The following is a 22,660-nucleotide window of genomic DNA, read 5'->3' as shown; positions in this document are numbered from 1 at the left end:
TAAAAACAGAAGATAGGATATCGCGATGAAAACCACAGGCTTCAATTACCGCCATTTGTACTTCTTTTGGGTGGTCGCCAAGGAAGGCGGCGTGACGCGCGCGGCCGAACGGCTGGGATTGGCCGTGCAAACCATCAGCACCCAGCTGGCCCTGCTGGAAAAGGAACTGGGCCGCTCCCTGCTGCAGCCGCAGGGACGCCGCCTGGTGCCGACGGAAGCGGGCCGGCTGGCGCTCGGCTATGCGGACCAGATTTTTTTGCTGGGCGAGCAGATGCAGGATGCGCTGGCCGATACGGACGCGGAAAAGATGCGTTTGACGGTGGGCATTTCCGATTCCCTGCCGAAACTGATGGCCTACCGCATGCTGGACGCCACGCGCAGCCTGGACCAGCCCGTCAAGCTCGTGTGCCTGGAAGACGAATTTGAATCCTTGCTGGCCGACCTGGCCCTGCACAAGCTGGACCTGGTGTTGACGGACCGCGCCGTGCCCGCCGGCGCCAGCCTGCGCGTGTCCAGCCACCTGTGGGGCGAAAGCGCCATGAAACTGTTCGGCATCCCCGCGCTGGCCGCACAATACCGCGACAACTTCCCGCACAGCCTGCATGGCGCGCCATTCCTGCTGCCGGCGCGCAATAACGCCTTGCGCGGGCGCATCGATGAATGGATGGTGCAGCAAGGCGTGCGGCCCGATGTGGTGGGTGAATTCGAGGACAACGCCATGCTCAACGCCTTCGGCCGCAAGGGCCTGGGCCTGTTCTTCGCCCCGGCCAGCCTGGCGGCCGATATCGAGGAGCAATTCGGCGCCGTGCTGGTCGGCGACGCCTCATCCCTGCGCGAACAGTTTTATGTCATTTCAAACGAACGCAAGATCATGCACCCGGCGCTGGACGTCATCCTGGCCGCCATCCAGGGCCAGCCAAAGATTCACAAGGAAAGCTGATAAATCCATTCGAAAATAACGTTTGAATAATCAATCAAAAGCGATTGTAATAAAGCCTGAGACAAACACGCGCCCCACCCTCGCCGGCAGGGTGCGATCACCATAAAAAACAGGAGCATCACCATGTCCACGGCAGGCAAGACGATCGATATTCCCGATCTCATCAATAACAACAGGATCGGCTCCTTCCAGATCGGCATGCTGATCCTGTGCGGGCTGTGCGTCATCATGGATGGCTTCGACGTACAGGCGATGGGCTATGTGGCGCCCGCCATCATTGCCGACTGGCATGTCAGCAAGGCCAACCTGGGCCCCGTGTTTGGCGCGGGCTTGCTGGGCATGCTGGTCGGCTCGCTCGTCTTCAGCATCACGGCCGACAAGTTCGGCCGCCGCCCCGTGCTGATCGGCTCGACCATCTTCTTTTCGCTGTGCATGCTGGTAACGCCGCTGGCAACAAACATCGAGCAATTGCAGCTGATCCGTTTTATCACGGGACTGGGCCTGGGCGCCGTGATGCCGAACGCCATGGCGCTGGCCGGCGAATACAGCCCCCTGCGCAAGAAAGTCACCCTGATGATGCTCGTCTCGTGCGGCTTTACCCTGGGCGCCGTGCTGGGCGGATTATTGTCCGCCGCGCTGATTCCCGCCTTCGGCTGGCAATCCGTGTTTTACGTGGGCGGCGTGGTGCCGCTGGTCATCGGCGTGCTGATGTTCTTCCTGCTGCCGGAATCGATGCAATTCCTGGTGCTCAAGAAACGCAAGCTGGATAAAGTCGCCCAGTGGCTCAAGCGCATCGATCCCACCGTCAACATCACGGCCGACACGCAATACGTCGTGCATGAAAAGGAACACAAGGGCGCGCCCGTGCTGCAATTGTTTACGGGCGGCCGCGCCAAGATGACGATTTTATTGTGGGTCATCAACTTCATGAACTTGCTGAATTTATATTTCCTGTCCAACTGGCTGCCGACCATCGCCAAGGAAGCGGGCCTGTCGACGGCCAACGCCGTGCTGGCGGGCACGGCCCTGCAAGTGGGCGGCACCATCGGCACCCTCGTCATGGGCCAGCTGATCGACCGTTCCAGCTTCCGCCGCATCCTGCTGCCGTGCTTTTTGGTCGCTGCCGTGGCCATTGCCCTGATCGGCCGTCCCGACGTGTCGCTGGCCTTCCTGTTCATCACCATTTTCATCGCCGGTTTCTGCGTGGTGGGCGGCCAGCCTGCCGTCAACGCCCTGGCGGCCAGCTACTACCCGACCACCCTGCGCTCGACGGGCATCGGCTGGAGCCTGGGCGTGGGCCGCATCGGTTCCATCATCGGCCCCGTGCTCGGCGGCGAGCTGATCCGCCTGAACTGGCCCAACAGCACGATCTTCCTCGTCGTCGCCATCCCCGCCATCGTCTCGGCCGTCATGGTGTTTGCCATGCGCGGCGGGCCGCAAACGGCGGCCAAAGGCTGAACAAGCGTGCAAGACCGGCCGCGCGCGCCCGCCTGCACGGGCGGGGCGCGCGGCTAAATTAGGCTATGGCGGCCTTCGTCGTTTAAGATGACGTTTTAACAGCCCATCTTTTGCGCCCCCATGCACAATGTCTTGCTAGTCCTGCTCGCCCTCTTCCTGGTCGCGCTGAACGGTTTTTTTGTTGCCGCCGAGTTTGGCATCGTCACCTTGCGGCGCACGCGCATCCGCGCCATCGCCAAGACACAGGGACTGCGGGGCCGCATCCTGGCCAAGGTGCATGGCCAGCTGGACGCCTACCTGTCCGCCTGCCAGCTGGGCATCACGCTGGCCTCGCTGGGCCTGGGCTGGGTCGGCGAACCGGCGTTTGCCGGCTTGCTGGAGCCGCTGTTCGGCGCCATCGGCGTCACCTCGCAAGAGCTGATCCACGGCATCTCCTTCGTCCTCGCCTTCAGCGTGATTTCCTTCCTGCACATCGTCGTGGGCGAACTGGCGCCCAAATCGATGGCCATCCGCAACCCGGAAGCCGTCGGCCTGTGGAGCGCGATTCCCCTGTACGGCTTTTACTGGACCATGTACCCCGCCATCTACCTGCTCAACGCCAGCGCCAACTGGGTGCTGCGCCTGGCGGGCCTGTCCGGCAAGGGCGGCCACGATGCCCATTACTCGTCCGAAGAATTGAAACTGATCCTGCGCACCAGCCAGCCCGGCGAAAAGTTTACGCGCGACGAGCGTAACATCCTGGCCCAGTCGCTTGATTTCGAACAAATGACGGTATCGGACCTGATGCGCCCGATCAATGAAGTGATCGCCCTGCACGCCTCGAACACCTTGGAAGAAAACCTCGACACGGTGCTGCGCAACCGCTTCAGCCGCTACCCGTATTTCGACACGAATGAAGACGACGTGCTGGGCGTGGTGCACCTGAAAGACCTGTTCTTTGCCCAGCAGGCGGGCAAGCCGATCACCTCGCTCACGCCGTTCCTGCGTCCCGTCGACATCATTTCCGCGCGCACGCCGGCACTGGAACTGTTCCGGCGCTTTCGCGACGGCGCGCCGCACTTCGCCCTGATCGGCGAAAAGGGCAAGCGTCCGCTGGGTTTCATTACGCTCGATAACTTGCTTGGCGCCATGGTCGGTGAAATCCGCGACGAATTCCGCCGCAATGAAAACGACTGGCTCAAGCAAAGCGACGGCACCCTGATCGGCAAGGCCAGCCTGCCCATCTTCTCGCTCGAACGCATCCTCGGCATCGATATCGAAAACGAGGAACTGGGGCTGGACGACGTGGAATCGGTGGGCGGCTTGATCATGGTCAAGCTGGGAGACATTCCGAAGCAGGGCCAGCGCATCACCTTTGTCGACTTCGACATCGTCGTCAAGAAGATGAACGGGCCCCGCATCGTGCTGATCAAGGTGATTCCGAAGCAGGAACGCGATCTCGATGCGGACTTGCGCGACTGATTACTTCTTCAACGTAATCGTATCCTTGCCCTGCGGCACGGTGGTTTCGCCCACCGTCCACGTTTGCAGCAGGCTGTACAGCACGGCCAGCAGGGTCGGGCCGATAAAGATGCCGACGAAGCCGAAGGCCAGCACGCCGCCCAGCACGCCCAGCAGCACCAGCAAAAACGGCAGGCTGCTGCCGCGGCTGATCAGCATGGGTTTGACCACGTTGTCCACGCCGCTGATCAGCAGCGCGCCCCACACCAGCATGAAAATGCCCCAGCCCGTCTGGCCGTCTGAAAACAGCCAGATGGCGGCACCGCCCCAGATCAGAGGCGGACCCACGGGGATCAGCGAAAAAATGAAGGTGGCAACGCCCAGCAGCGCGACGGCCGGCACGCCGGCGATCAGGAAGCCCACCACGGCCACCAGCGCTTGCGCCAGCGCCGTGCCCAGCAAGCCATACATGACGCCGCGCACGGTGCGGCTGATGGTCAAACCCACGCCGGGCGCGCTGTCGCCGATGATGCGGCCGGCGCCCGTCATCAAGGCACGGCTCAGCTGCTGGCCGTCGCGGTAGAGGAAGAAGCTGACGAACACGGCCAGGCTGGTCTGCGCCAGGCCCGTGCCCAGCAGGATGCCGCCGGAAGCGAGGAAATGGCGCGCCGGCTCCAGCATCGTCTTGCCCAAATTCAATAATTCCTCGCGATCGGCGAGCAGGCGCTCCACGTAGCCGGCGATGGTTTCGCCCACCACGGGAATGCTGGCCAGCCAGGCGGGCGGATGCAGGCCGCCCGTTTCCAGCGCCGTACGCAACTGTTCATAGATGCGCGAGACGTTATCGGCCAGGTTGTAGGTGACGAGGGCTAGCGGCAGCACGATGACCAGGAGCAATGACAGGGTCATGATGGCGGCCGCCCAGTTGCGTCGGCCTTTCAGGCGGTCGAGCAGGAGGAGATACAAGGGCCAGCTGGAAATGCCCACGCAGGCGGCAAACAGCATGGCGGCCAGGAAGGGCCGCAAGACGAAAAAGCAGCCAATCAACAAGAAGATGATGGCTGCCAGGCGGGCGTGGGGCTCGAAACGTTTGTCCATGTACTGCAAATCCTGAAGATGGCGCCCGGGGGCGCGACCGGATCAGGATAGCAGAAGTTTAAGATCGTGCGCGATGGCGGCAGGCTTTTCGCCGTGGCGCACGAACAGGCGGATCTTGCCTTCGCGGTCGAACACATAGGTGCCCGCCGTGTGGTCGACCGTGTAGCTGCTGTCCGTTTCGCCTTCGACCTTGGCGTAATACACCTTGAATTCCTTGGCCACCCTGGCCGTCTGTTCCAGGCTGCCATAGAGTCCCACGAAGCGCTTGTCGAAGGCCGGCACGTATTGCGCCAGCAATTGCTGCGTGTCGCGCTCGGGGTCGACGGTGACGAACAGCACCTGCACCTGGTCCGCCTGCGGACCCATTTCCTTCATCACCTGCGCCATGTCGGCCATGGTCGTGGGGCAGACGTCCGGGCATTGCGTGTAGCCGAAGAACATCAGCACCAGCTTGCCCTTGTAGTCGGCCAGCGTGCGCGGGTGGCCCGTGTGGTCCGTCAGCGCGAATTCGCGCGCGTAGCCCAGGCCCGTCACGTCCGTGTTCTTGAATGCCAGCTTCGGTGCGGCAGGCTTGCCGCAGCCGGCGAGGACGACGGCCAGCGCGGCCGCCAACAACAAGGTCAGGTATTTTTTCATGTGCCGAGGGGAATGTAGTGATCGACCAGCAAGGCCGCGAACAGCAATGCCAGGTAGATGATGGAAAAAGTAAACGCTTTGCGCGCGATCAAGTCCGTGTAGTGGCGGTACATCTTCCACGCGTAATACAGGAAGCCCGCATTGAGCAGCACGGCCGAAGCCAGGTAGATCAGGCCGCTCATGCGCACGGCATACGGCAGCAAGGTGGTGGCGGCCAGCGCGATCGAATACAGCCAGACGTGGAATTGCGTAAATTGCATGCCGTGCGTGACGGGCAGCATGGGCAGGCCCGAGCGCGCGTAATCGTCGCGGCGGTACATGGCCAGCGCCCAGAAGTGCGGCGGCGTCCAGACGAAAATGATCAGGACCAGCAGCCACGCCTGCATCGGCACGTCGTTGGCGACGGCCGCCCAGCCCAGCGCGGGCGGCATGGCGCCGGACAGGCCGCCGATGACGATGTTTTGCGGCGTGGCGGGTTTGAGCACCATGGTGTAGATCAAGGCATAGCCGACAAAGGTGACAAAGGTCAGCCACATGGTCAGCGGATTGACGAGGTGATACAAAATCGCCATGCCCAGGCCGCCGATCACGAGCGCGAACACCACCGTCTGTTTCACCGTGATGTCGCCCATGGCCATCGGACGGCGCGCCGTGCGGGCCATGCGCGCATCGATCTCGCGCTCGGCCAGGCAATTGACGGCAAACGCGGCGCCGGCCAGCAGCCAGATGCCGATGGTGCCGAACACCACCGCATGCCAGTCCGGCAACTCCTCGCTGGCCAGGAACATGCCGATGACGGCGCAAAATACGGCCAGCTGCGTGACGCGGGGCTTGGTCAGCGCCCAGTACTGGGCGATGCGGGGGGATGGTTTACGGCTGATGGTCTGAGTAGTCATTTATGCGGTACGGGAAGGACTGGCTGGTGCCGAGGGCACTGGCGCGGCGGCGCAAGCGCGCTGAACATTGCGCGCTACATCGAGTTGGAATTTAGCCTTGTAGTTTAACATGGTCAGCAACAACACGAGCAGCGCCGCCCCGCCGTTATGCAGCACGGCAATCGACAATGGCCAGCTCAGGTAGATGGTCGCCAGGCCCGTGGCCGCCTGCAGGGCCAGCACCAGCGCCACCCAGCGGGCCGTGCCGCGCAAGGATGGCAATTTCCACGCGCGCCACACGGTATAGCCGATGCCGGCCAGCACGATGAAGGCGAAGTTGCGGTGCACCCAGTGGATGGCCGTCAGCGCGGAAAACGGCAAATAGTGGCCGGCGGCCGTCTTGCCCAGTTCGCGCCACAGGTGGAAACCATGCTCGAAATCCATCTCCGGAATGACCTTGCCGCCGCACAGGGGGAAATCCGTGCAGGCCAGCGTGGCGTAGTTGGTGCTCACCCAGCCACCGAGCGCGATCTGCACCGTCAAGAGCACGAGCGACATGACAGCCAGCGCGCGCACGGGGCGCAGCACGGCAGCGTCCGCATCGGCGCGCAGCAGGGGTTTGACGGCATGATCCTGGCGCCCGCCCAGCCACGTCAGCATGGCCAGCAAGCCCATGCCCAGCAGCAAGTGGATGGTGACGATCACCGGTTGCAGCTTCAAGGTGACGGTCCAGGCGCCGAACGCGCCTTGCAGGCAGACGAACAGGAACAGCGCCGTCGGCAGCGCGGGGGCGAATTCCTCGCGCTTGCTCTTTCTCCACTGGCGCCACGCCTGCACCATCATCGCCACGATCAAGACGCCGATGGCCATGGCCAGGTAGCGGTGCGTCATTTCGATCCACGCTTTCACTACCGTCACGGGGCCCGTCGGCATCAGGGTTTCCGCCGCGACGATGTGTTCGTGCGCGAGGAAAGGATTGGCGGAACCATAACAGCCTGGCCAATCGGGACAGCCCAGGCCGGAATCGGACAGCCGCGTAAAACCGCCGAACATGATCAGGTCGACCGTCAGGAAGACGGCGATCCACACGAGCTTGCGGTATTTATTGGCGTCCGCGGACACCCAGACCATGGTCAACGGCAGCAGCGCCACCAGCAGACCCGTCAAGCCCAGCTGGGCCAGCGCGGAGAGATGCATCGTCGGCATGCAGACTCCTCAACCGATCGCCGAAGCTTTGAGCAGCTTGGCGATGTCTTTCTTGATCTTGTTCGGGTCCGCGTCTTTCGGGAAGCGCATCATCAGGTTGCCCAGCGGATCGATCAAATATAAGTGGTCGCTGGTCTTGCCGCCCGGCTCCACGGGCAGCCACGCCTTTAAGGCGTCATTATTCACGCGCAGCATGCTGGTGCCGTCGAATTCGCGCATCACGAGCGTGTCGAGCGGCTGGCCATCCGTCACCAGCCAGACCCGTTCCAGGCGTTCGCGCTCCTTGCCTTGCATCAAACGCAGTTGTTGCATGTCAAACAATTGCTTCTTGCACGCTTCCTGGCAATCGGACGGGCCCGTCTGCAGCAGCACCCACTTGCCCTTGAACTGGGCCAGCGGCGCGGGCTTGCCGTCCAGTTCCGTCACCTGCAGCTGGGCTTCCGGTATCGGATGCAAGCGGGGGTCGATCAGGGCGCCGTAATTGTTGCGGCCCGTGGGCTTGATGATGTAATACGTGAAATAGGAGGCGATGATGGGAAAGGCGCACACGGCCACCACGGCCAGCAGTTTCCACCGTCCCGTATTCTGTGCCTGCTTGTTGCTGTTGTCTTGCGTTGCTTCAGGGCTGTTTGTTTGCACGTCGAAATCCTGTAAAGACAAAAAATAAAAAAGCCATCAGTGCCAGTGCATACCACTGGAAAGCATAGCCGCGGTGCTTGTCGGCGCCCAGGTCGGGCGCCGGCCAGTCGCGCACGGGAAGCTGGCCGGATGCTGGCGGATCACCTGGGTCGACTGTTTGTTCGAGGATAAAGGGCTGCAGGGCCAGGCCGCTGGCCCGGGCCAGCTGGCCGATATCGGCATTTTGCACGATGGCGTGCGGCGCCAGGGCCGGCGCCGTGCCCAGTTCCATCACATGGCCCGCGTTCAGGCGCGCGATGCCGGTGATCGTCACCGTACCCGTGGGCGTGGCGTAGTCGGGAATGCGCGTGCGCTCGGCATTGTTGCGCGGCAACCAGCCCTGCGCCACCAGTACGTGCATGGGGGAACCGTCTATTTGAAATGGCGTGAGCACGTGGAAACCGGCCTGGCCCTTGTAGGGGCGGTTGTCCAGGTAGACCGTCCAGGCGGGCACGAAATGGCCCGTGACGGTAACGCGGCGGTATTCGATCGCTTGCGCATCGTCCGGCAGCAGCGGTGCGGCCGTCAAGGCCAGCGGCGCCGCCTGGTTGCCCGCCTCGAGCCGGGCGGCGCGGGCGACTTTTTCATCGGCACGGCGCTGCTGCCATTGCGCCAGCGACACGCCCAACGCCACCAGTAGCAGCATTACAACAAATGGAATCCATCTAAAATGGAAGCGGATACGCATTACAATGAAACCTCCTCAAGCCTGGCGCTACCATCCATGAAAATCCTCGTTGCCATCGCCTTCATCCTGATCCTGGGCAGCCTGGGCTCGGCCCTGTTCTTCCTCATGCGCGACAAGGGCAAGAGCAACCGCACCGTGCAGGCGCTGGCCCTGCGCGTGGGCTTGTCGATCACCCTGTTTTTGCTGATCCTGCTGGCGCATCATCTGGGTTACATCCAGCCGACGGGAATACATTAACGGCTGGGGTCAGACCCGACGGGTCTGACCCCGTTGCCAACGACGTTGCTTGCTTAGCAAAATTCTTCACACTAAGAAAAAAGCCGTACCCAGGATGTCCCGGTACGGCTTTTTTTTATGGTGCCGGCGCGCCCCTCAACAACGCGCGCCCTGCCCCGCCATTATAACCAATACACGACCACGTACAGGCCCAGCCAGACGACGTCGACAAAGTGCCAGTACCAGGCGGCGCCTTCGAAGCCGAAGTGGTGCTCGGGCGTGAAGTGGCCTTTCAGCACGCGGTACAGGATGACGGACAGCATGATGGCGCCCAGGGTCACATGGAAGCCGTGGAAGCCCGTCAGCATGAAGAAGGTGGCGCCGTAGATGCCGGACGTCAATTTCAAGTTCAGTTCGCTGTAGGCGTGCATGTATTCGTAGACCTGGAAGCCCATGAAAATGGCGCCCAGCACGATGGTGGCGAACAGGAACAGGGCCGTCATGGCGCGGTGGCCGGCGCGCAGCGCGTGGTGGGAAATCGTCAGGGTGACACCCGACGTCAGCAGCAGGGCCGTATTGATGGTCGGAATCCAGAACGGCGTCATGGTGGTGAATTCCTGCACCGTGCCGGCCGGGCCCGTATTGCCCCAGTGGGCGGCGAAATCGGGCCAGATCACCTTGTGGTCGAGGTCGGCCAGCCACGGCATCGAGATGCTGCGCGCGTAGAACAGGGCGCCGAAGAAGGCGGCGAAGAACATGACTTCCGAAAAGATGAACCAGCTCATGCTCCAGCGGAAGGAGTGATCGATGCGCTCGCTGTACAGGCCCTGTTCCGATTCGCTGATGGCGTCGCCGAACCAGAAATACAGCACCAGCAGGATGCCCGCGATGCCCAGGTAATTCACGTATGGTCCCCAGGAGACGTCGTTGACCCAGGCCGAGGCACCGATCATGGTCAGCAGCAGGCTGGCGCCGCCCAGCATGGGCCAGCGCGACGGGCCGGGCACGAAATAATAAGGTACGGCGGCGTGGTTGGAACTCATCATCATCTCCTCAAAAACTTATAGGGTGGTTTTTTATAATTTATAAAACGACGAATTTAACAATTGAAATCAGGATGCCGATCAGGCAAGCCACCACCAGGAAACCGGCGATGACGATGTGCACGGGATTGAGCTTGGCCGAGTCCGTGTCGAAATCGCTCTTGCGGCGCAGTCCCGTGAACGACCAGACGACGGCCCGCAGCGAATACAGGAACGACGCTTTTTCAGGCTGCTTGGATTCGTCCATAGCACTCTCCTATTGGACGGCCGGCGTCTGAGCCTGGCTCAGACCGGCAATCTCGAAAAACGTGTACGACAGGGTGATGGTCTTCACCTCTTTCGGCAGGGCCGGATCGAGGAAGAACACCACCGGCATCTGCCGCGCTTCGTGGGCCTTCAAGGTCTGCTGCTTGAAGCAGAAGCACTCGACCTTCTTGAAATGCGGCGTGGCGCTCTGCGGCGCGTAGCTGGGGATGGCTTGCGCGTTGACGACGCGGTTTTGCGTGTTGACCACTTCATACAGGACGGTCACCAGCTCGCCCGGATGCACCTGCATGCTCGAGACGGTCGGGCGGAAGCGCCATGGCCCTTGCGCATTGCCGTCGAACTCGACGGTGATGCTGCGCGTCGTATCGACCTGCGTATTGTTGTCGTAAGCCACCGTGCCATCTTTTTGCGTCAGCACGTTAATGCCCATCACTTCGCAAATCTGCTTGTAGACGGGAATCAGGGCATAGCCAAAGCCGAACATCAGCACGGCAATGACGAGCAGCTTGCCCAGCATCTTGCGGTTCAGGCCGCGCGTTTCCTGTTGGTGGGGCGTCGTCACGTCAGAGCCACATGCGCTTGACGAACACGGACAGGAAGAAGAAGGCCGCCAGGGCGGCCAAGATCAGCCCGGTACGCAGGTTGTTCGGTTTCTTGCGCTCAGTTTTCACTTCGGTCATGGCAGGCACTTTATTCAAGACGGGCCGCGCAACACGCCGGCCCGTGACACTGACATTATTTGACGGTGGGCGGCGTTTCAAACGTGTGGAACGGCGCCGGGCTCGGCACGGTCCATTCCAGGCCTTCCGCGCCTTCCCAAGGTTTCGCTGGCGCAGCCTTGCCGCCGCGGATGGTCGGCAAGACGACGAAGAACAGGAAGTACACCTGCATCAGGCCGAAACCGAAGCCGCCGATCGAGGCGATCATATTAAAATCCGTGAACTGCGCCGGATAGTCGGCGTAGCGGCGCGGCATGCCGGCCAGGCCCAGGAAGTGCATCGGGAAGAAGGTCACGTTGAACGTGATCAGGGACAGCCAGAAGTGGATCTTGCCGCGCGTCTCGTTGTACATATGGCCCGTCCATTTCGGCGACCAGTAGTAGAAACCGGCGAACAGGGCGAACAGCGAACCGGCCACCAGCACGTAGTGGAAGTGCGCCACCACATAATAGGTATCCTGCAGCTGGATGTCGATCGGCGTGACGGCCAGGATCAGGCCCGTGAAGCCGCCCATGGTAAACACGAAGATGAAGCCCACCGAGAACAGCATCGGCGTTTCGAACGTCATCGAGCCCTTCCACATCGTGGCGATCCAGTTGAACACTTTCACGCCCGTCGGCACGGCGATCAGCATGGTCGCGTACATGAAGAACAGCTGGCTCGTCACCGGCATGCCGGTGGTAAACATGTGGTGCGCCCAGACGATGAAGGACAGGATCGCGATCGACGCCGTGGCGTAGACCATCGAGGCATAGCCGAACAGCGGCTTGCGGGCAAACGCGGGCAGAATCTGCGAGACGATGCCGAAGGCCGGCAGAATCATGATGTAGACCTCGGGATGGCCGAAGAACCAGAAGATGTGCTGGTACATGACGGGGTCGCCGCCGCCCGCCGCATTAAAGAACGAGGTGCCAAAATGGCGGTCCGTCAGGGTCATGGTGATGGCGCCGGCCAGCACGGGCATGACGGCGATCAACAGATACGCGGTAATGAGCCAGGTCCAGCAGAACATCGGCATTTTCATCAGGGTCATGCCGGGGGCGCGCATGTTCAGGATGGTGACGATGATGTTGATCGAACCCATGATGGACGAGGCGCCCATCAGGTGCATGGCAAAAATCGCCATGTCCATGCCGGGGCCCATCTGCGTCGACAGCGGCGCATACAGGGTCCAGCCGGCAGCCGTGGCGCCGCCCGGTACGAGGAATGACGTGGCCAGCAGCAGCGCGGCCGGCGGCAGCAGCCAGAACGAGAAATTGTTCATGCGGGCAAACGCCATGTCGGACGCGCCCACTTGCAGCGGGATCATCCAGTTGGCGTAGCCGACGAAGGCCGGCATGATGGCGCCAAACACCATCACCAGGCCGTGCATGGTGGTCAGTTGATTAAAAAATTCAGGGTGAAAGAATTGCAAGCCCGGATGAAACAGTTCCGTACGGATCATCAGGGCCAGCACGCCGCCCGACAGCAGCATGATGAACGAGAACCACAGGTACAACGTACCGATATCCTTGTGGTTGGTGGCAAACAGCCAGCGGCGGTAGCCGGTCGGGTGGTCGTGGGCATGGTCGTGATCGTGACCGGCGTGGTCCAAGGTGCTCGTGCTCGTACTCATATGCGGCTCCTAATTACTTGCGTGCAGCCACGACTTCGGCTGGTTGAACGATGTTCTCTACGGCCTTGTTCGACCAGGAATTGCGCGTGTAAGTGATCACTGCGGCAATTTCCGTGTCGGACAGCTGTTTCCATGCCGGCATTTCAGCGGGATACTTGCCGCTCTTTTGCCCGTTCAGCAAGACGTGGATCTGATCAGCTTTCGGGCCGTTCACCACGGCCGAGCCGTCCAGCGGCGCAAATGCCCCCGGTACGCCCTTGCCGGTCGCCTGGTGGCAGACCACGCAGTTGGCCGTATACACTTTCTCGCCCTTGACCTTCAATTCGTCGATGGTCCACACCTTGCTTGGATCATCAGCCAATGCGGCCATTTCCTTTTGTTTTACATCAACCCAGGCCTTGTAGTCGTCGGCGGAGACGACCTTGACGACGATGGGCATGAACGCATGTTCCTTGCCGCACAGCTCGGCGCAATTGCCGCGGAAGGTGCCGATATGGTCGGCCTTGAACCAGGTGTCGCGTACGAAGCCGGGAATCGCATCCTGCTTGACGCCAAAGGCGGGCACGGACCAGGCGTGGATGACGTCGTTGGCCGTCAGTACCACGCGGATCTTCTTGTTGACCGGCACGACGACTTCGTTGTCGACTTCGATCAGGTAGTTTTCACCGCGTTTTTCCGTCGGCGGCGCGCCTGGCGCACCCACTTGCGAGCGCGGCGTGGCCAGGTTGGAGAGGAAGGAAATGCCTTCGCCCTCGCCTTTCAGGTAGTCATAGCCCCATTTCCACTGCATGCCGGTGGCCTTGATGGTGATGTCGGCGTTCGAGGTGTCCTTCATGCCGACCACGGTGCGCGTGGCAGGCAGGGCCATGCCGATGACGATCAGGAAAGGCACGACGGTCCAGGCGATCTCGACGGTGGTGCTTTCGTGGAAAGTGGCCGGCTTGTGGCCCAGGGACTTGCGGTGCTTGAAGATGGAATAGAACATGACGCCGAACACGGCCACGAAGATCACCAGGCAGATGATCATCATCAGGGTGTGCAAATCGTAGATTTCATGGGCGATCTGTGTCGCCGGCGGTTGCAGATTCATTTCGAACGGCACGGGACCGCCGGTGCCGGGATAGGTGCTGGCAGCCGGTGCCGCCGTGGCCCATCGCCCGATGCCAAACGCTGTCAAAGACAGCCCGAGCAGCAACGATTGAAGTCGCTTTGCATGTGTCATGTTTTCCCCAACCACCCAAAAATAATGATATTTTAAACGGCTGCGGATTTCTCCGTACTGGACCGCTGCCGCTCCTCCATGAAAGCAACACGGCCGGAATGCGGCCATGTGCGTCAAGCACCAGCGAATTCCATGCTGGCTGCCGCAGCAAAAAACGGCGGCGCGCAACCATGCTGGAACCCTGTTTTTCTTCCCCACATCGAAATGGCCTCGTGTGGAAGATGGTTACTATACTAATGCAGTAACTTCGAATAAGTCTCGCTTTGTTTTTTTTATTTTGTATGCAGCCCTTGTTTTTTTCAATTAGCAAGCTGACAAACAATCAACGATTATAATCAAGTAAACTTGAATCCATCAAGCAATAATCGGCTTTGTGCGCGCCCTTCTCCCGGCCGCCGCGCGCTTTGCAACGCCAAGTTGCCACATCGCGCGCGAATGCGACCAAGTGTCGGTTTCTTTGCCCTTTTATTTGGGCTTGCGCGGCAGATCGAAGCGGATGATCGCTTCGCCATTGCGCGTCACGCGCGGCGCGGGACGGAAGGCATGGCCATAGATCACTTCGAAACTCAGACCCAGCTTGCCGTCGGGACGGCGCGTCTTTTCCAGCGCGGCCAGCATGCGCTGCCAGGCCGCCTTGCCCATCAGGCCGCGCCGGCGCGTGGTGAGCGGGTTGCCGCCAAAGGCGCGCACGTCCGCCAGCAGTTTTTCCGCCGTATCGTAGGTGACGGTGATGATCTCCATGTCCAGCACGGGCGTGGAAAAGCCCGTCTCGACCAGCATGTCGCCAAAATCGTGCATGTCGACGAAGGGCAAGGCGTGCGGATATAAATCCGCCTCGGCAAAGGCGTCGCGCACTTCGCGGAAGGTATCGGGGCCGAAACAGGAAAACATCAGCAAGCCATCGAGGCGCAGCGCGCGCCGCCATTCGGCAAACACGCGGTCGGGCTGGGCATGCCAGTGCAGCGCCAGATTCGACCACACGAGGTCGATGCTGCCCTGCGCCAGCGGCAGGTCGCCCAGGTCGCCGCACAACAAATCCACGCCTGTCTTGGCCGGCAGCAACTTGCTGAGGAACTGATTCAGGCTGGCCAGTTTCGACGCGGGCGCGCGCGCCGCCTGCATCATCGCTTGCGCTGCATCGAGACCGATAATCTGCGCGGCGGGATAATCCTTGTGCAATTGCGCCAGGTCCGCGCCTGGGCCGCAGCCGGCGTCAAGCACGCGATGCGGCGTGATTTTCACCAGCTCCAGGCGCTCGTGCATGCGTGCCGACACTTCGCGGCGCAGGAAGTCCGACGGCGCGACGCGCGCGGGACGGGAAAAGAAATCGCGTACTTGCACCGCATCGATGGGCGCACTCATTTTGGGCGGACTGGTGGGAACTGGCATGTTGAATCGGGTGAGGTGAGATAATGTCGGCAGTGTACATGGAACGACGCCATCGCGATGCGGACCGCCACCCGGCAACGCCTTGATGCCGCCTGGCGGGCGCTGCGACTGTGGCTGGGCGACACCGTGCTGCCGGCGCAATGCGCGCTGTGCGGCATCGGTTGCCCGCAAGTGCTGTGCCCGCCTTGCCGCGCGCAGTACCTGGGGCAAGGACGCGGGCAACTGCGCCACCGCTGCCGCCAGTGCGCCAATCCGCTCGCTGACAGTAAAGTGGCTCAACTGTGCGGGCGCTGTTTGCGCCAGCGGCCCGCATATGACGCCACCGTCACGGCGTTCGACTATGCGGCGCCCGTCGACCAGTTGCTGCTGCAGCTGAAATTCGGCGCGCACCTGGCGCTGGCGCCCCTGTTCGCAGAACTGCTGCATGTTGCCATTCAGCAACAACAAGGATGGGAAGCGCCGCATCTGCTGTGCCCTGTGCCGCTGGGCCCGGCCCGGCTGGCCGAGCGGGGGTTTAACCAGGCGCTGGAAATCGCGCGCCCGCTGGCGCGCCTGCTGGACGTGCCTTTACAGCCCCGGCTGGCGCTGCGCGTGCGCGAGACGCGGGCGCAAAGCGGCGTGGCGCCGCAGGAACGGCAAGCCAACCTGGCGCACGCGTTCACCATCGCGCCGGACCATGCGGCGTTATTGCCAGGATGCCATGTCGGCATCGTCGAAGACGTGATGAGCAGCGGCCATACCGTCAACGCCCTGGCCGCCGCCTGCAAGCGCGCGGGGGCGGCCAGGGTCAGCATCCTGGTGGTGGCGCGCACGCCGCCGCATTAAATTCGCTGTATATATGAGAGATAGACCAAGGAGAGCATTTTGTTTCACGTTGTTTTGGTAGAACCTGAAATCCCGCCCAATACGGGCAACGTCATCCGCCTGTGCGCGAACACGGGCGCGCAGCTGCATCTGGTCGAACCGCTGGGCTTTCCCCTCGACGATGCCAAGATGAAGCGCGCCGGCCTCGATTACCACGATTACGCGAAGATGAAGGTGCACAAGAATTGGGCAGCCTTCCTGGCCGATACCCAGCCCGACCCCGCCCGCATGTTCGCCATGACGACGCGCGGCTCGCGCCCGTTCGGCGACGTGGCCTTCCTGCCCGGCGACGTGTTCGTGTTCGGTTCCGAAACAAAGGGCCTGGACCCGGCCCTGCGCGACGGTTTCCCGGCAGAGCAACGCATCCGCCTGCCCATGCGCCCCGACAACCGCAGTTTGAATCTGTCGAATACGGTGGCCGTCGTTGTCTACGAGGCCTGGCGCCAGCATGGATACGCCGGCGGCGCGTAGGTCGGATTAGGCCCAAGGGGCCGTAATCCGACAACATTGTTGGCGTTAGTGGTGTTGTCGGATTACGCGGGGCTTTACCCCGCTAATCCGACCTACGCATTTGCATACGGCGATCAGCGCAGCGCCAGCCGCGCCGCGCCGCTATTGTCGTCCAGCATCACCAGCTGCGTGCGCAAATCGCGCGTGGCGGCCAGCTTGCCGTTGACATATAAATTCGTCTTGACGCCATACACACCCTGCGACACGCCGGCCGGCAAGGTCAGCTCGAACGAGTTTTCAAAGCGACCGCCCGATTTGTTGTTGCTGGCCAGGGCTTTCGAGCCGGACTTGAATGGCTGGCCTTGCGGGTCGAGCACCACCAGTTCTTCGCGCACGTCGTTGACGCTTTGCGCGCTGCCGTTGACCAGCTCCACCACGGAGTTGACCTTGAACGGCTGGCCGCGCTTGACGGTCGACGCGCTCAGCTGCGGCGTGTACGACACCACTTGCGGCTCGCGCGGCAAGGCGCCGCGCGTACGGATGTAGTCGCGGTCCGCCTGCGCCGCCGTCTTGGTCTGGCGCGAATTGACATTGATGGCCAGGCAACCGGCCGCCGCCAGGCCGCCGCCGATGGCCGCGCCCTTCAGCGCGCCATTCTTGCCGCCCGCCAGCGCCCCCAGCAGCGCGCCCACGGCCGCACCGGCCGCCGCCGACGTGCCCACGCTGCACGGATCCTCATCCGTGGCCGCCTGGGCGCCGCCTTGCGGATAGGAACTGTCCTGGCGCACGCCGTTCGGGCTCATAGTCGCCGTGGCGCAGCCGGTCAGCATGGCCGCGATGGTCAGCGCAGCGACGGCGCGCAAGGTGGTGTGATTCAGCATGGTAACTCCCGGATGACTAATTGATCGTTGTTTCCGTCTGCAGCACTTGCCGTTCGCGCTCGCGGATGCGGCGCGACAGATTGTCGATGCGCGCATTGCCCGGATCGATGCGGCGCGCGCTTTCCAGATACGTCTTGGCCGCATCGAACTTACCTTCCAGCAATGAACGTTCGGCATCGCGCAGGAATGATTGCGCCATTTCGTTGCGCATGGCCGCGCCGCTATCGACGGGCGACGTTTCCAGCGGACGGCGTTCGGTCACCGCTGGACGTTCGACCACGCGCGCGGGCGCCAGTTCCTGCTGTGCCGGCATTGCTGCCTGCGCCGGGGCCGGTAACGGGGCAGAAACGGGCGCCACCATCGACAGCGCCTGCACGTCGGCCTTCAGCTGCGGCAATTCCACCGCTTCGCGGTCGATCGCTTCCAGCCTGGCGATGCCATTGCGGGCCGCCGTCGCATCCTTGCCATCGAGCGCCTGGCGCACGCCGACCAGCACGGACGCGGCTGCCGCCTGCTGGCGCGCCAGCTGCTTGCGCAAGGAATCCACGCTGGCAGCGCCCGCGCAATCGATGTCGAGCCCGGCAATGCCCCTGGCGGCGCTTTGCAATTGATGGCCGTCAATATTGCGCTCGATGGCGCGCACGCCGCGCTGGCAACTGCCCGATGCGGCGCCCGCCTTGCCGATCGCCGCCTGCAGATCGTCGGCCTTGGCGCTCGACTTGCCCGTACACACATTTTTCGCCGTCGCCAGCTTCTGGCGGGCGCCGTCCAGGCTGCCATTCGCCACCAGCTTCAAGCCACTGTCGATGGCGTCATTGCAGGCCGATTCACTCTTGCCGCCCGGCTTGCCATTCATGTAGACGATGACGGCCGCCAGCACGACGGCGCCGCCCAGCCAGCGCAGCCACTTGCGCGGCGGCGGGACTGCCGTTGCAGGCGCCGATGGCGGCACCGGCACGGGCTTCGGCGCGGCTGGCGGCGGCACCGGAGCCGGCTTGGGTGGCGCTTTCGGCGCAGGCGCCGGTGTCACCGGCTGAGGCGGCGGCTTGGGCGCCACAGGCGGCGATACTGGCACAGGCGGCACAGGCGCTGGGACAGGCGCTTGCACAGGCAGCGGCGGCGGCACGGCCGCGGCTGGCTTGGCTACGCCAGCCTGCGCCTGCCCGCAGTACGGGCAATGGCTGACAACGGTCCACAGGCCCGTCTTGCATTTGTTACAGATATCCAAAACTAATCCTTCATTCCAACGTCATTCCAGCACTCCAGCACTCAACCCAAGGGCGGCGGCATCAACGGTGGCGGCGCGCTGAGGAACAAGGGCGCCAGCTCGGGGAACTGGGCCAGCTCGGCCCAGGCCGGCAAACCGGCGCGCCACACCTTGGTGGTGCCGGGTGCGACCTGCCCTGCCTGCACGTACTGCACGATCTGCTGGGCCGTGAACGGTCCCTGCTGCTGGCCGTTTATGCCCAGGAAATACTGGTACTCCACCAGGGGCGGCGGCATGCCGCCCAGCGGTGGCGGCGCCATGCCGAAGGCCGGCGCCACGGCAGCGGCCGGCGCGCTGGCCGGGCGCAGCAATTGCTCGAGCCGCCCCGCTTCCAGCATTTCCCCCTTGATCGCATATTTCAGCCGGGGCTGGCCGTCCGCTTCCGGCTCGCGCACTTCCCAGTCGTAGGCGTCGCCGTCGGAGTCGCCGATGACGTTCGCCCATTCCTTCAGGCGCCCCAGCAAGGCTTGCACCGTGCGCTCGAGCTCATCGCTGGCCATGCCCTTGCGGCGCGCCGACTCGCGCAAACGCGCGCCCAGCTCGGCGGAAATGGCGCTGCCAAAGCCGACGTACGGCAGCTGCGAGCCGTCGGCCTGCGCCACCAGCTTGGGCGCATACACCGTGCGTTCATAGTATTTTGCCAGCGCGGCCATGGCCGCCGTCTGCACGGCGTCAAGCGCCGTCAATTTTTCCTCGATGCGCAGCGCGATATTTTTCTCGTACGAGGCGGGCATGCCGTTCTGGCGGATGGCCCGTTCGTTGCCGATGCGGCGCAGGTCGCCCGGTTCGACGGCAAACTGGTACTGGCCTGGCGGCACGACTCTGCCCGTGTGCCGCGTCAGCACGCCCAGCATGATCGCCTGCAGGAACTCGCCGAAATCCTCGGCCAGGCGCTTCATTTCATCGGTATTCGGCGCGATCGGGTGCGTGAATTGCGTCGGATCGATATGCGTGTGGGTCGGCGCCTTGTCGTTGTCGCCTTCCTTGCGGTAGCTGGTGCGCCAGCCTTCCAGGCCCCGCAGCACCGTCATCGGCACACCGGCCAGCTCGCAATAGCAGACGGCGCGCCCGCGGATGCCCGTCTCGACGATTTCCAGCTGGCTCACCGTGATGCCCACCTGGGTCGGCACGCACGATTCGAGTTCGGCGCCGAACTTCGCCTTGAAGGCGGCCGCGTTGGCTACGCCGATCACGCACTTGAACTGGTCCGACACGACCGTGAAGTCGCCCGCCATATTGGCGTCGATCCAGGGCATGGAGCAGGCCAGCAGCTTGCGGAAGCGGTCCAGGCGTTCGGACACGTCCATCTGTTCCAATGCCTCGAACAGGGGGTCGGGCGTGCTCGTCGCCCCTTCCGCCAGGCCCGCCGTGGCGATCATGTTCTCGGCCATGCGCGTCACCTTGGCCAGGATCAAACCCCGCTGCGCCGGTTCGCCCAGCATGGGGAACAGCGCTTTCGAGCCGCCCATGTCCTTGAACGCTTCATCGGCCCACTGGCGCAAGGTGGCCGCCGACGGCAGCGCGATGTCTTTTTCCGTGACGGGAATGACGATCAGGGTCGCATGTTCCTTGTCCAGGTCCTTTTGCAGGATGGTATTGGCCGTCTTGAGTTCCGCCAGCATGGCCAGCACGCCTTCGCGGCCCGTTTGCAGCTCGCCCACCAGGCCATTCCACTGCGCGCGGCCCTGCGCATCGACGCCGACCCGGTTGCCCAGCCAGCGCGACAGCTCGCCCAGCAGGATGACGGACTCGTCCGCCGCTTTGGCCCGCAGATGGAATTTCAGCGCATTCGCCATTTCCGTGCGCAAATGATCCATCACCACGCCCGCCTGCTTTTCGCCATTGCTGAGGAAGCCGAAGGTGCTGCGCGTCTGCTCCAGGTTGTTCAACAGGCGCTCGTATTCGCGCGAACGCACGGCTTCCTTGATTTCGCGGTAACGCTCGGCATTCGCGCCGATCTGCGCCGTCAAGCCGCTGCCCGGCGCCTCGATGCGGTCCTTGATCTGTTCCACCAGCGACAGCACGTATTCCAGGCCGCCGAATTCTTTATTATCAAGATAACCATACAACTGGTCACGCACGACTTTCTTGACGTCGTCGAGCACTTCGCGGCGGCGCTTGCTGATGCGGTCTTCCGTCGTGTCGGCCGTGGAATCCTGGTCGCGCACGGCGTCGCGTTCCAGGTGTTTCATGGCGTCGCGCACCTGCGCCGGCCATTCGCTGCGGTCGAAGCCCGTGCGGATATCGTTGATGCGCGTATTGACGCGGTTTTCCACGCCGGCCAGCAAGTGGCCGTGGCGGTCTTCCAGCAATTCGTCGACGACGCGGAAATCGATGAAGTCACCACTGGAACGCTTCAGTTCGATGCTTTTGTCGGAAAACTCGGGAAAATCGCTGAAGGGCGTGCCCTTCAGGAACATATTTGCAGCAAGAAAATTATCGCGCTGCGTATCCGTGGCGCGGTTGGCGCCCGCATCCGTGCCGCCCACGCCAAAGAACGCTTGCAGCATGGCGCCGGCCCAGCGGTGGGCCCGCTCGTCGCGCGCCGCTTCCTGGCGTGTATCGAGCACGGCCATGCCGAACGAGGAAAAGCGCTTCGAGAAATACAGGCGCATGTCGCCGAAGCGGTCTTGCGGCACGGGCGCGTTGTACAGCGAATTCTTGTGTTGCGCCTGGTTGACGGCGATCGAGCGCTTGGCGCGGGCAAAGTCGGCCGAGGCAAAATCCTCGAACAGCGAGTCGGCCACCATGTGGTAGACGTCGCTGACATCCTTGGTGTGCTGCTGGGCAAGATTGCCCGAATCGATCAGGTACACCTCGCTGTACGGCTCGCGCGTCAGCTCCGGACGGTCGTAGGCATCCCAGCGGCCCACATAACCCTTGTTGCCCATCATGGCCGATTCCAGCTCCATCAGCGCCGCATAGCCGTTGGCCTCGACCCGGTCCTTGTTGGCCTTGGTGTAGCCGGTCGGCAAGAACAGCATCAGCTCCACGTCGGCCGCGCCCACTTCGCTGCGCGCCAGCCAGCGCGCCAGCAAGCCCATGTCGAGGAAGGAACCGGAACCCGTGCCGCCCGCCACGGAACCGACGATGACGATGCGGAAACGGTTCGTTTCCATGCGCAAACCCAGTTCGGCCAGCTGGCGCTCGTGCGACAGGCCCGCCTTCAGCGCTTTCAGCTTCAAACGGATCTTGTCGCGGATCTTCGCGTATTTGTCGAAGAAATACAGGCGCGACACGGCGCGGATCTGCCCGGCGCCGCTGCTCATGTCGAAACGCAGCTCGCGGATGCGCTGCGGCGTCAGCGGCAACCATTCCTTGATGTGCGGATATTTCTCCAAGGAATCTTCATCGCGGCTGTACTTGTCCATGTCGAACGATTCGACCACCTTGTCATCGTCCGTGAACTTCACCTGGTCGAACTGCAAGTCCTTCGCCTGCGACTCGCCGCTCTCGATCACGGCGCCATTGTCGAGGTCGAAATGGATGAATTGCGCGATGGGGAAGTCGGCCAGCCCCTCGATGCGCGTGCGGTTGCCCGCGCCGCCCCACAGCGTGTTGAGGATGCGCCGGCGCACGCGCATCAGCACCTGCATGCCCGTGCCGCCGATGCCGATGAACAGGGTCGGGCGCAGTTCGATGATCTTGTCCTGCTTGCGCTCGCTGGCGCCGCCGGTGATGGTTTGGTTCAGGTTCTCTGCCATGGTG

At 62.8% G+C, this 22,660-nt stretch carries 22 protein-coding genes; 6 read left to right on the top strand and 16 right to left on the bottom strand.

The window, feature by feature from the left end; genetic code table 11:
- Positions 1 to 25 precede the first annotated feature (25 nt).
- The 3 genes from nhaR (at position 26) to AC3RCG_RS05415 (ending at position 3,859) form a co-directional block, all read left to right on the top strand.
- On the top strand, positions 26 to 940 hold the full coding sequence (nhaR, locus tag AC3RCG_RS05425; RefSeq protein ID WP_070222547.1) for a transcriptional activator NhaR: 915 nt from the start codon (positions 26 to 28) through the stop codon (positions 938 to 940).
- Positions 941 to 1,063: 123 nt separating this feature from the next.
- Entirely contained in the window at positions 1,064 to 2,398 is a 1,335-nt protein-coding gene (locus AC3RCG_RS05420) for an MFS transporter (protein ID WP_121668490.1), read from the top strand.
- Positions 2,399 to 2,518: 120 nt separating this feature from the next.
- Positions 2,519 to 3,859: a hemolysin family protein gene (locus AC3RCG_RS05415; RefSeq protein ID WP_492403413.1), complete on the top strand. Its 1,341-nt coding sequence runs from the start codon at positions 2,519 to 2,521 to the stop codon at positions 3,857 to 3,859.
- Here AC3RCG_RS05415 and AC3RCG_RS05410 read toward each other — a convergent pair whose 3' ends face one another.
- The 6 genes from AC3RCG_RS05410 to AC3RCG_RS05385 are packed head-to-tail and all read right to left on the bottom strand — an operon-like array spanning position 3,860 to position 9,019.
- Entirely contained in the window at positions 3,860 to 4,936 is a 1,077-nt protein-coding gene (locus AC3RCG_RS05410) for an AI-2E family transporter (protein ID WP_070222553.1), read from the bottom strand. It lies immediately after the preceding gene.
- A 42-nt stretch (positions 4,937 to 4,978) separates the two neighbouring features.
- Entirely contained in the window at positions 4,979 to 5,572 is a 594-nt protein-coding gene (locus AC3RCG_RS05405; RefSeq protein ID WP_492403415.1) for an SCO family protein, read from the bottom strand.
- Entirely contained in the window at positions 5,569 to 6,468 is a 900-nt protein-coding gene (gene cyoE, locus AC3RCG_RS05400) for a heme o synthase (protein WP_070290106.1), read from the bottom strand. The genes AC3RCG_RS05405 and cyoE overlap by 4 nt, the downstream gene beginning before the upstream one ends.
- On the bottom strand, positions 6,469 to 7,644 hold the full coding sequence (locus AC3RCG_RS05395) for a COX15/CtaA family protein (protein WP_070290255.1): 1,176 nt from the start codon (positions 7,642 to 7,644) through the stop codon (positions 6,469 to 6,471).
- A gap of 18 nt (positions 7,645 to 7,662) precedes the next feature.
- On the bottom strand, positions 7,663 to 8,292 hold the full coding sequence (locus AC3RCG_RS05390) for an SCO family protein (RefSeq protein WP_070290105.1): 630 nt from the start codon (positions 8,290 to 8,292) through the stop codon (positions 7,663 to 7,665).
- Complete coding sequence (locus AC3RCG_RS05385; protein WP_492403418.1) at positions 8,273 to 9,019, bottom strand: SURF1 family protein; 747 nt, start codon at positions 9,017 to 9,019, stop codon at positions 8,273 to 8,275. The genes AC3RCG_RS05390 and AC3RCG_RS05385 overlap by 20 nt, the downstream gene beginning before the upstream one ends.
- 36 nt (positions 9,020 to 9,055) lie before the next feature.
- Between AC3RCG_RS05385 and AC3RCG_RS05380 the strand changes: the two genes are divergently transcribed.
- Positions 9,056 to 9,256, top strand: coding sequence for a twin transmembrane helix small protein (locus AC3RCG_RS05380; protein WP_046683386.1), 201 nt, complete (start codon positions 9,056 to 9,058; stop codon positions 9,254 to 9,256).
- Positions 9,257 to 9,417: 161 nt separating this feature from the next.
- On the opposite strand, the gene AC3RCG_RS05375 is transcribed toward AC3RCG_RS05380, so the two are convergent.
- From AC3RCG_RS05375 to AC3RCG_RS05345, 7 genes are all read right to left on the bottom strand, one after another.
- Positions 9,418 to 10,278, bottom strand: coding sequence for a cytochrome c oxidase subunit 3 (locus tag AC3RCG_RS05375; protein WP_070222559.1), 861 nt, complete (start codon positions 10,276 to 10,278; stop codon positions 9,418 to 9,420).
- A gap of 40 nt (positions 10,279 to 10,318) precedes the next feature.
- Positions 10,319 to 10,525: a DUF2970 domain-containing protein gene (locus AC3RCG_RS05370; RefSeq protein WP_070312376.1), complete on the bottom strand. Its 207-nt coding sequence runs from the start codon at positions 10,523 to 10,525 to the stop codon at positions 10,319 to 10,321.
- 9 nt (positions 10,526 to 10,534) lie between these two features.
- Positions 10,535 to 11,107: a cytochrome c oxidase assembly protein gene (locus AC3RCG_RS05365; RefSeq protein ID WP_071650232.1), complete on the bottom strand. Its 573-nt coding sequence runs from the start codon at positions 11,105 to 11,107 to the stop codon at positions 10,535 to 10,537.
- A gap of 1 nt (position 11,108) precedes the next feature.
- Positions 11,109 to 11,225: a cytochrome oxidase small assembly protein gene (locus tag AC3RCG_RS05360; protein ID WP_217494223.1), complete on the bottom strand. Its 117-nt coding sequence runs from the start codon at positions 11,223 to 11,225 to the stop codon at positions 11,109 to 11,111.
- 55 nt (positions 11,226 to 11,280) lie between these two features.
- Positions 11,281 to 12,879, bottom strand: a complete 1,599-nt coding sequence (gene ctaD / locus AC3RCG_RS05355) for a cytochrome c oxidase subunit I (RefSeq protein ID WP_034749009.1) — start codon at positions 12,877 to 12,879, stop codon at positions 11,281 to 11,283.
- Positions 12,880 to 12,892: 13 nt separating this feature from the next.
- A complete protein-coding gene (gene coxB / locus AC3RCG_RS05350) occupies positions 12,893 to 14,101 on the bottom strand; it encodes a cytochrome c oxidase subunit II (protein ID WP_492403423.1) in 1,209 nt (402 codons plus the stop codon).
- Positions 14,102 to 14,566: 465 nt separating this feature from the next.
- Positions 14,567 to 15,490 carry a methyltransferase domain-containing protein gene (locus AC3RCG_RS05345; protein ID WP_227742101.1) on the bottom strand — a complete coding sequence of 308 codons (924 nt, stop codon included), beginning with the start codon at positions 15,488 to 15,490 and terminating at the stop codon, positions 14,567 to 14,569.
- 57 nt (positions 15,491 to 15,547) lie between these two features.
- Here AC3RCG_RS05345 and AC3RCG_RS05340 point away from each other — a divergent pair, with 57 nt between their 5' ends.
- Together AC3RCG_RS05340 and trmL are read left to right on the top strand one after the other, a co-directional pair.
- Positions 15,548 to 16,315 (top strand): phosphoribosyltransferase family protein, encoded by a 768-nt coding sequence (locus AC3RCG_RS05340; protein WP_492403425.1) that lies wholly within the window; start codon positions 15,548 to 15,550, stop codon positions 16,313 to 16,315.
- Positions 16,316 to 16,354: 39 nt separating this feature from the next.
- Positions 16,355 to 16,825 carry a tRNA (uridine(34)/cytosine(34)/5-carboxymethylaminomethyluridine(34)-2'-O)-methyltransferase TrmL gene (gene trmL / locus AC3RCG_RS05335; RefSeq protein WP_070222564.1) on the top strand — a complete coding sequence of 157 codons (471 nt, stop codon included), beginning with the start codon at positions 16,355 to 16,357 and terminating at the stop codon, positions 16,823 to 16,825.
- 113 nt (positions 16,826 to 16,938) lie between these two features.
- Here trmL and AC3RCG_RS05330 read toward each other — a convergent pair whose 3' ends face one another.
- The 3 genes from AC3RCG_RS05330 to AC3RCG_RS05320 form a co-directional block, all read right to left on the bottom strand.
- Entirely contained in the window at positions 16,939 to 17,685 is a 747-nt protein-coding gene (locus AC3RCG_RS05330; RefSeq protein ID WP_070312379.1) for a hypothetical protein, read from the bottom strand.
- Between the two features lie 16 nt (positions 17,686 to 17,701).
- Positions 17,702 to 18,670 (bottom strand): hypothetical protein, encoded by a 969-nt coding sequence (locus AC3RCG_RS05325; protein ID WP_492403428.1) that lies wholly within the window; start codon positions 18,668 to 18,670, stop codon positions 17,702 to 17,704.
- A gap of 284 nt (positions 18,671 to 18,954) precedes the next feature.
- The gene (locus AC3RCG_RS05320; protein ID WP_492403430.1) at positions 18,955 to 22,656 is read right to left on the bottom strand and encodes a tubulin-like doman-containing protein; all 3,702 of its coding nucleotides are present in this window, start codon (positions 22,654 to 22,656) and stop codon (positions 18,955 to 18,957) included.
- Positions 22,657 to 22,660: the final 4 nt, after the last annotated feature.

Source organism: Janthinobacterium sp. GW823-FHT01H08 (assembly GCF_058797855.1).
Note: the sequence above shows the minus strand (reverse complement) of the source record. Positions and strands in the feature narration are given on the sequence as shown.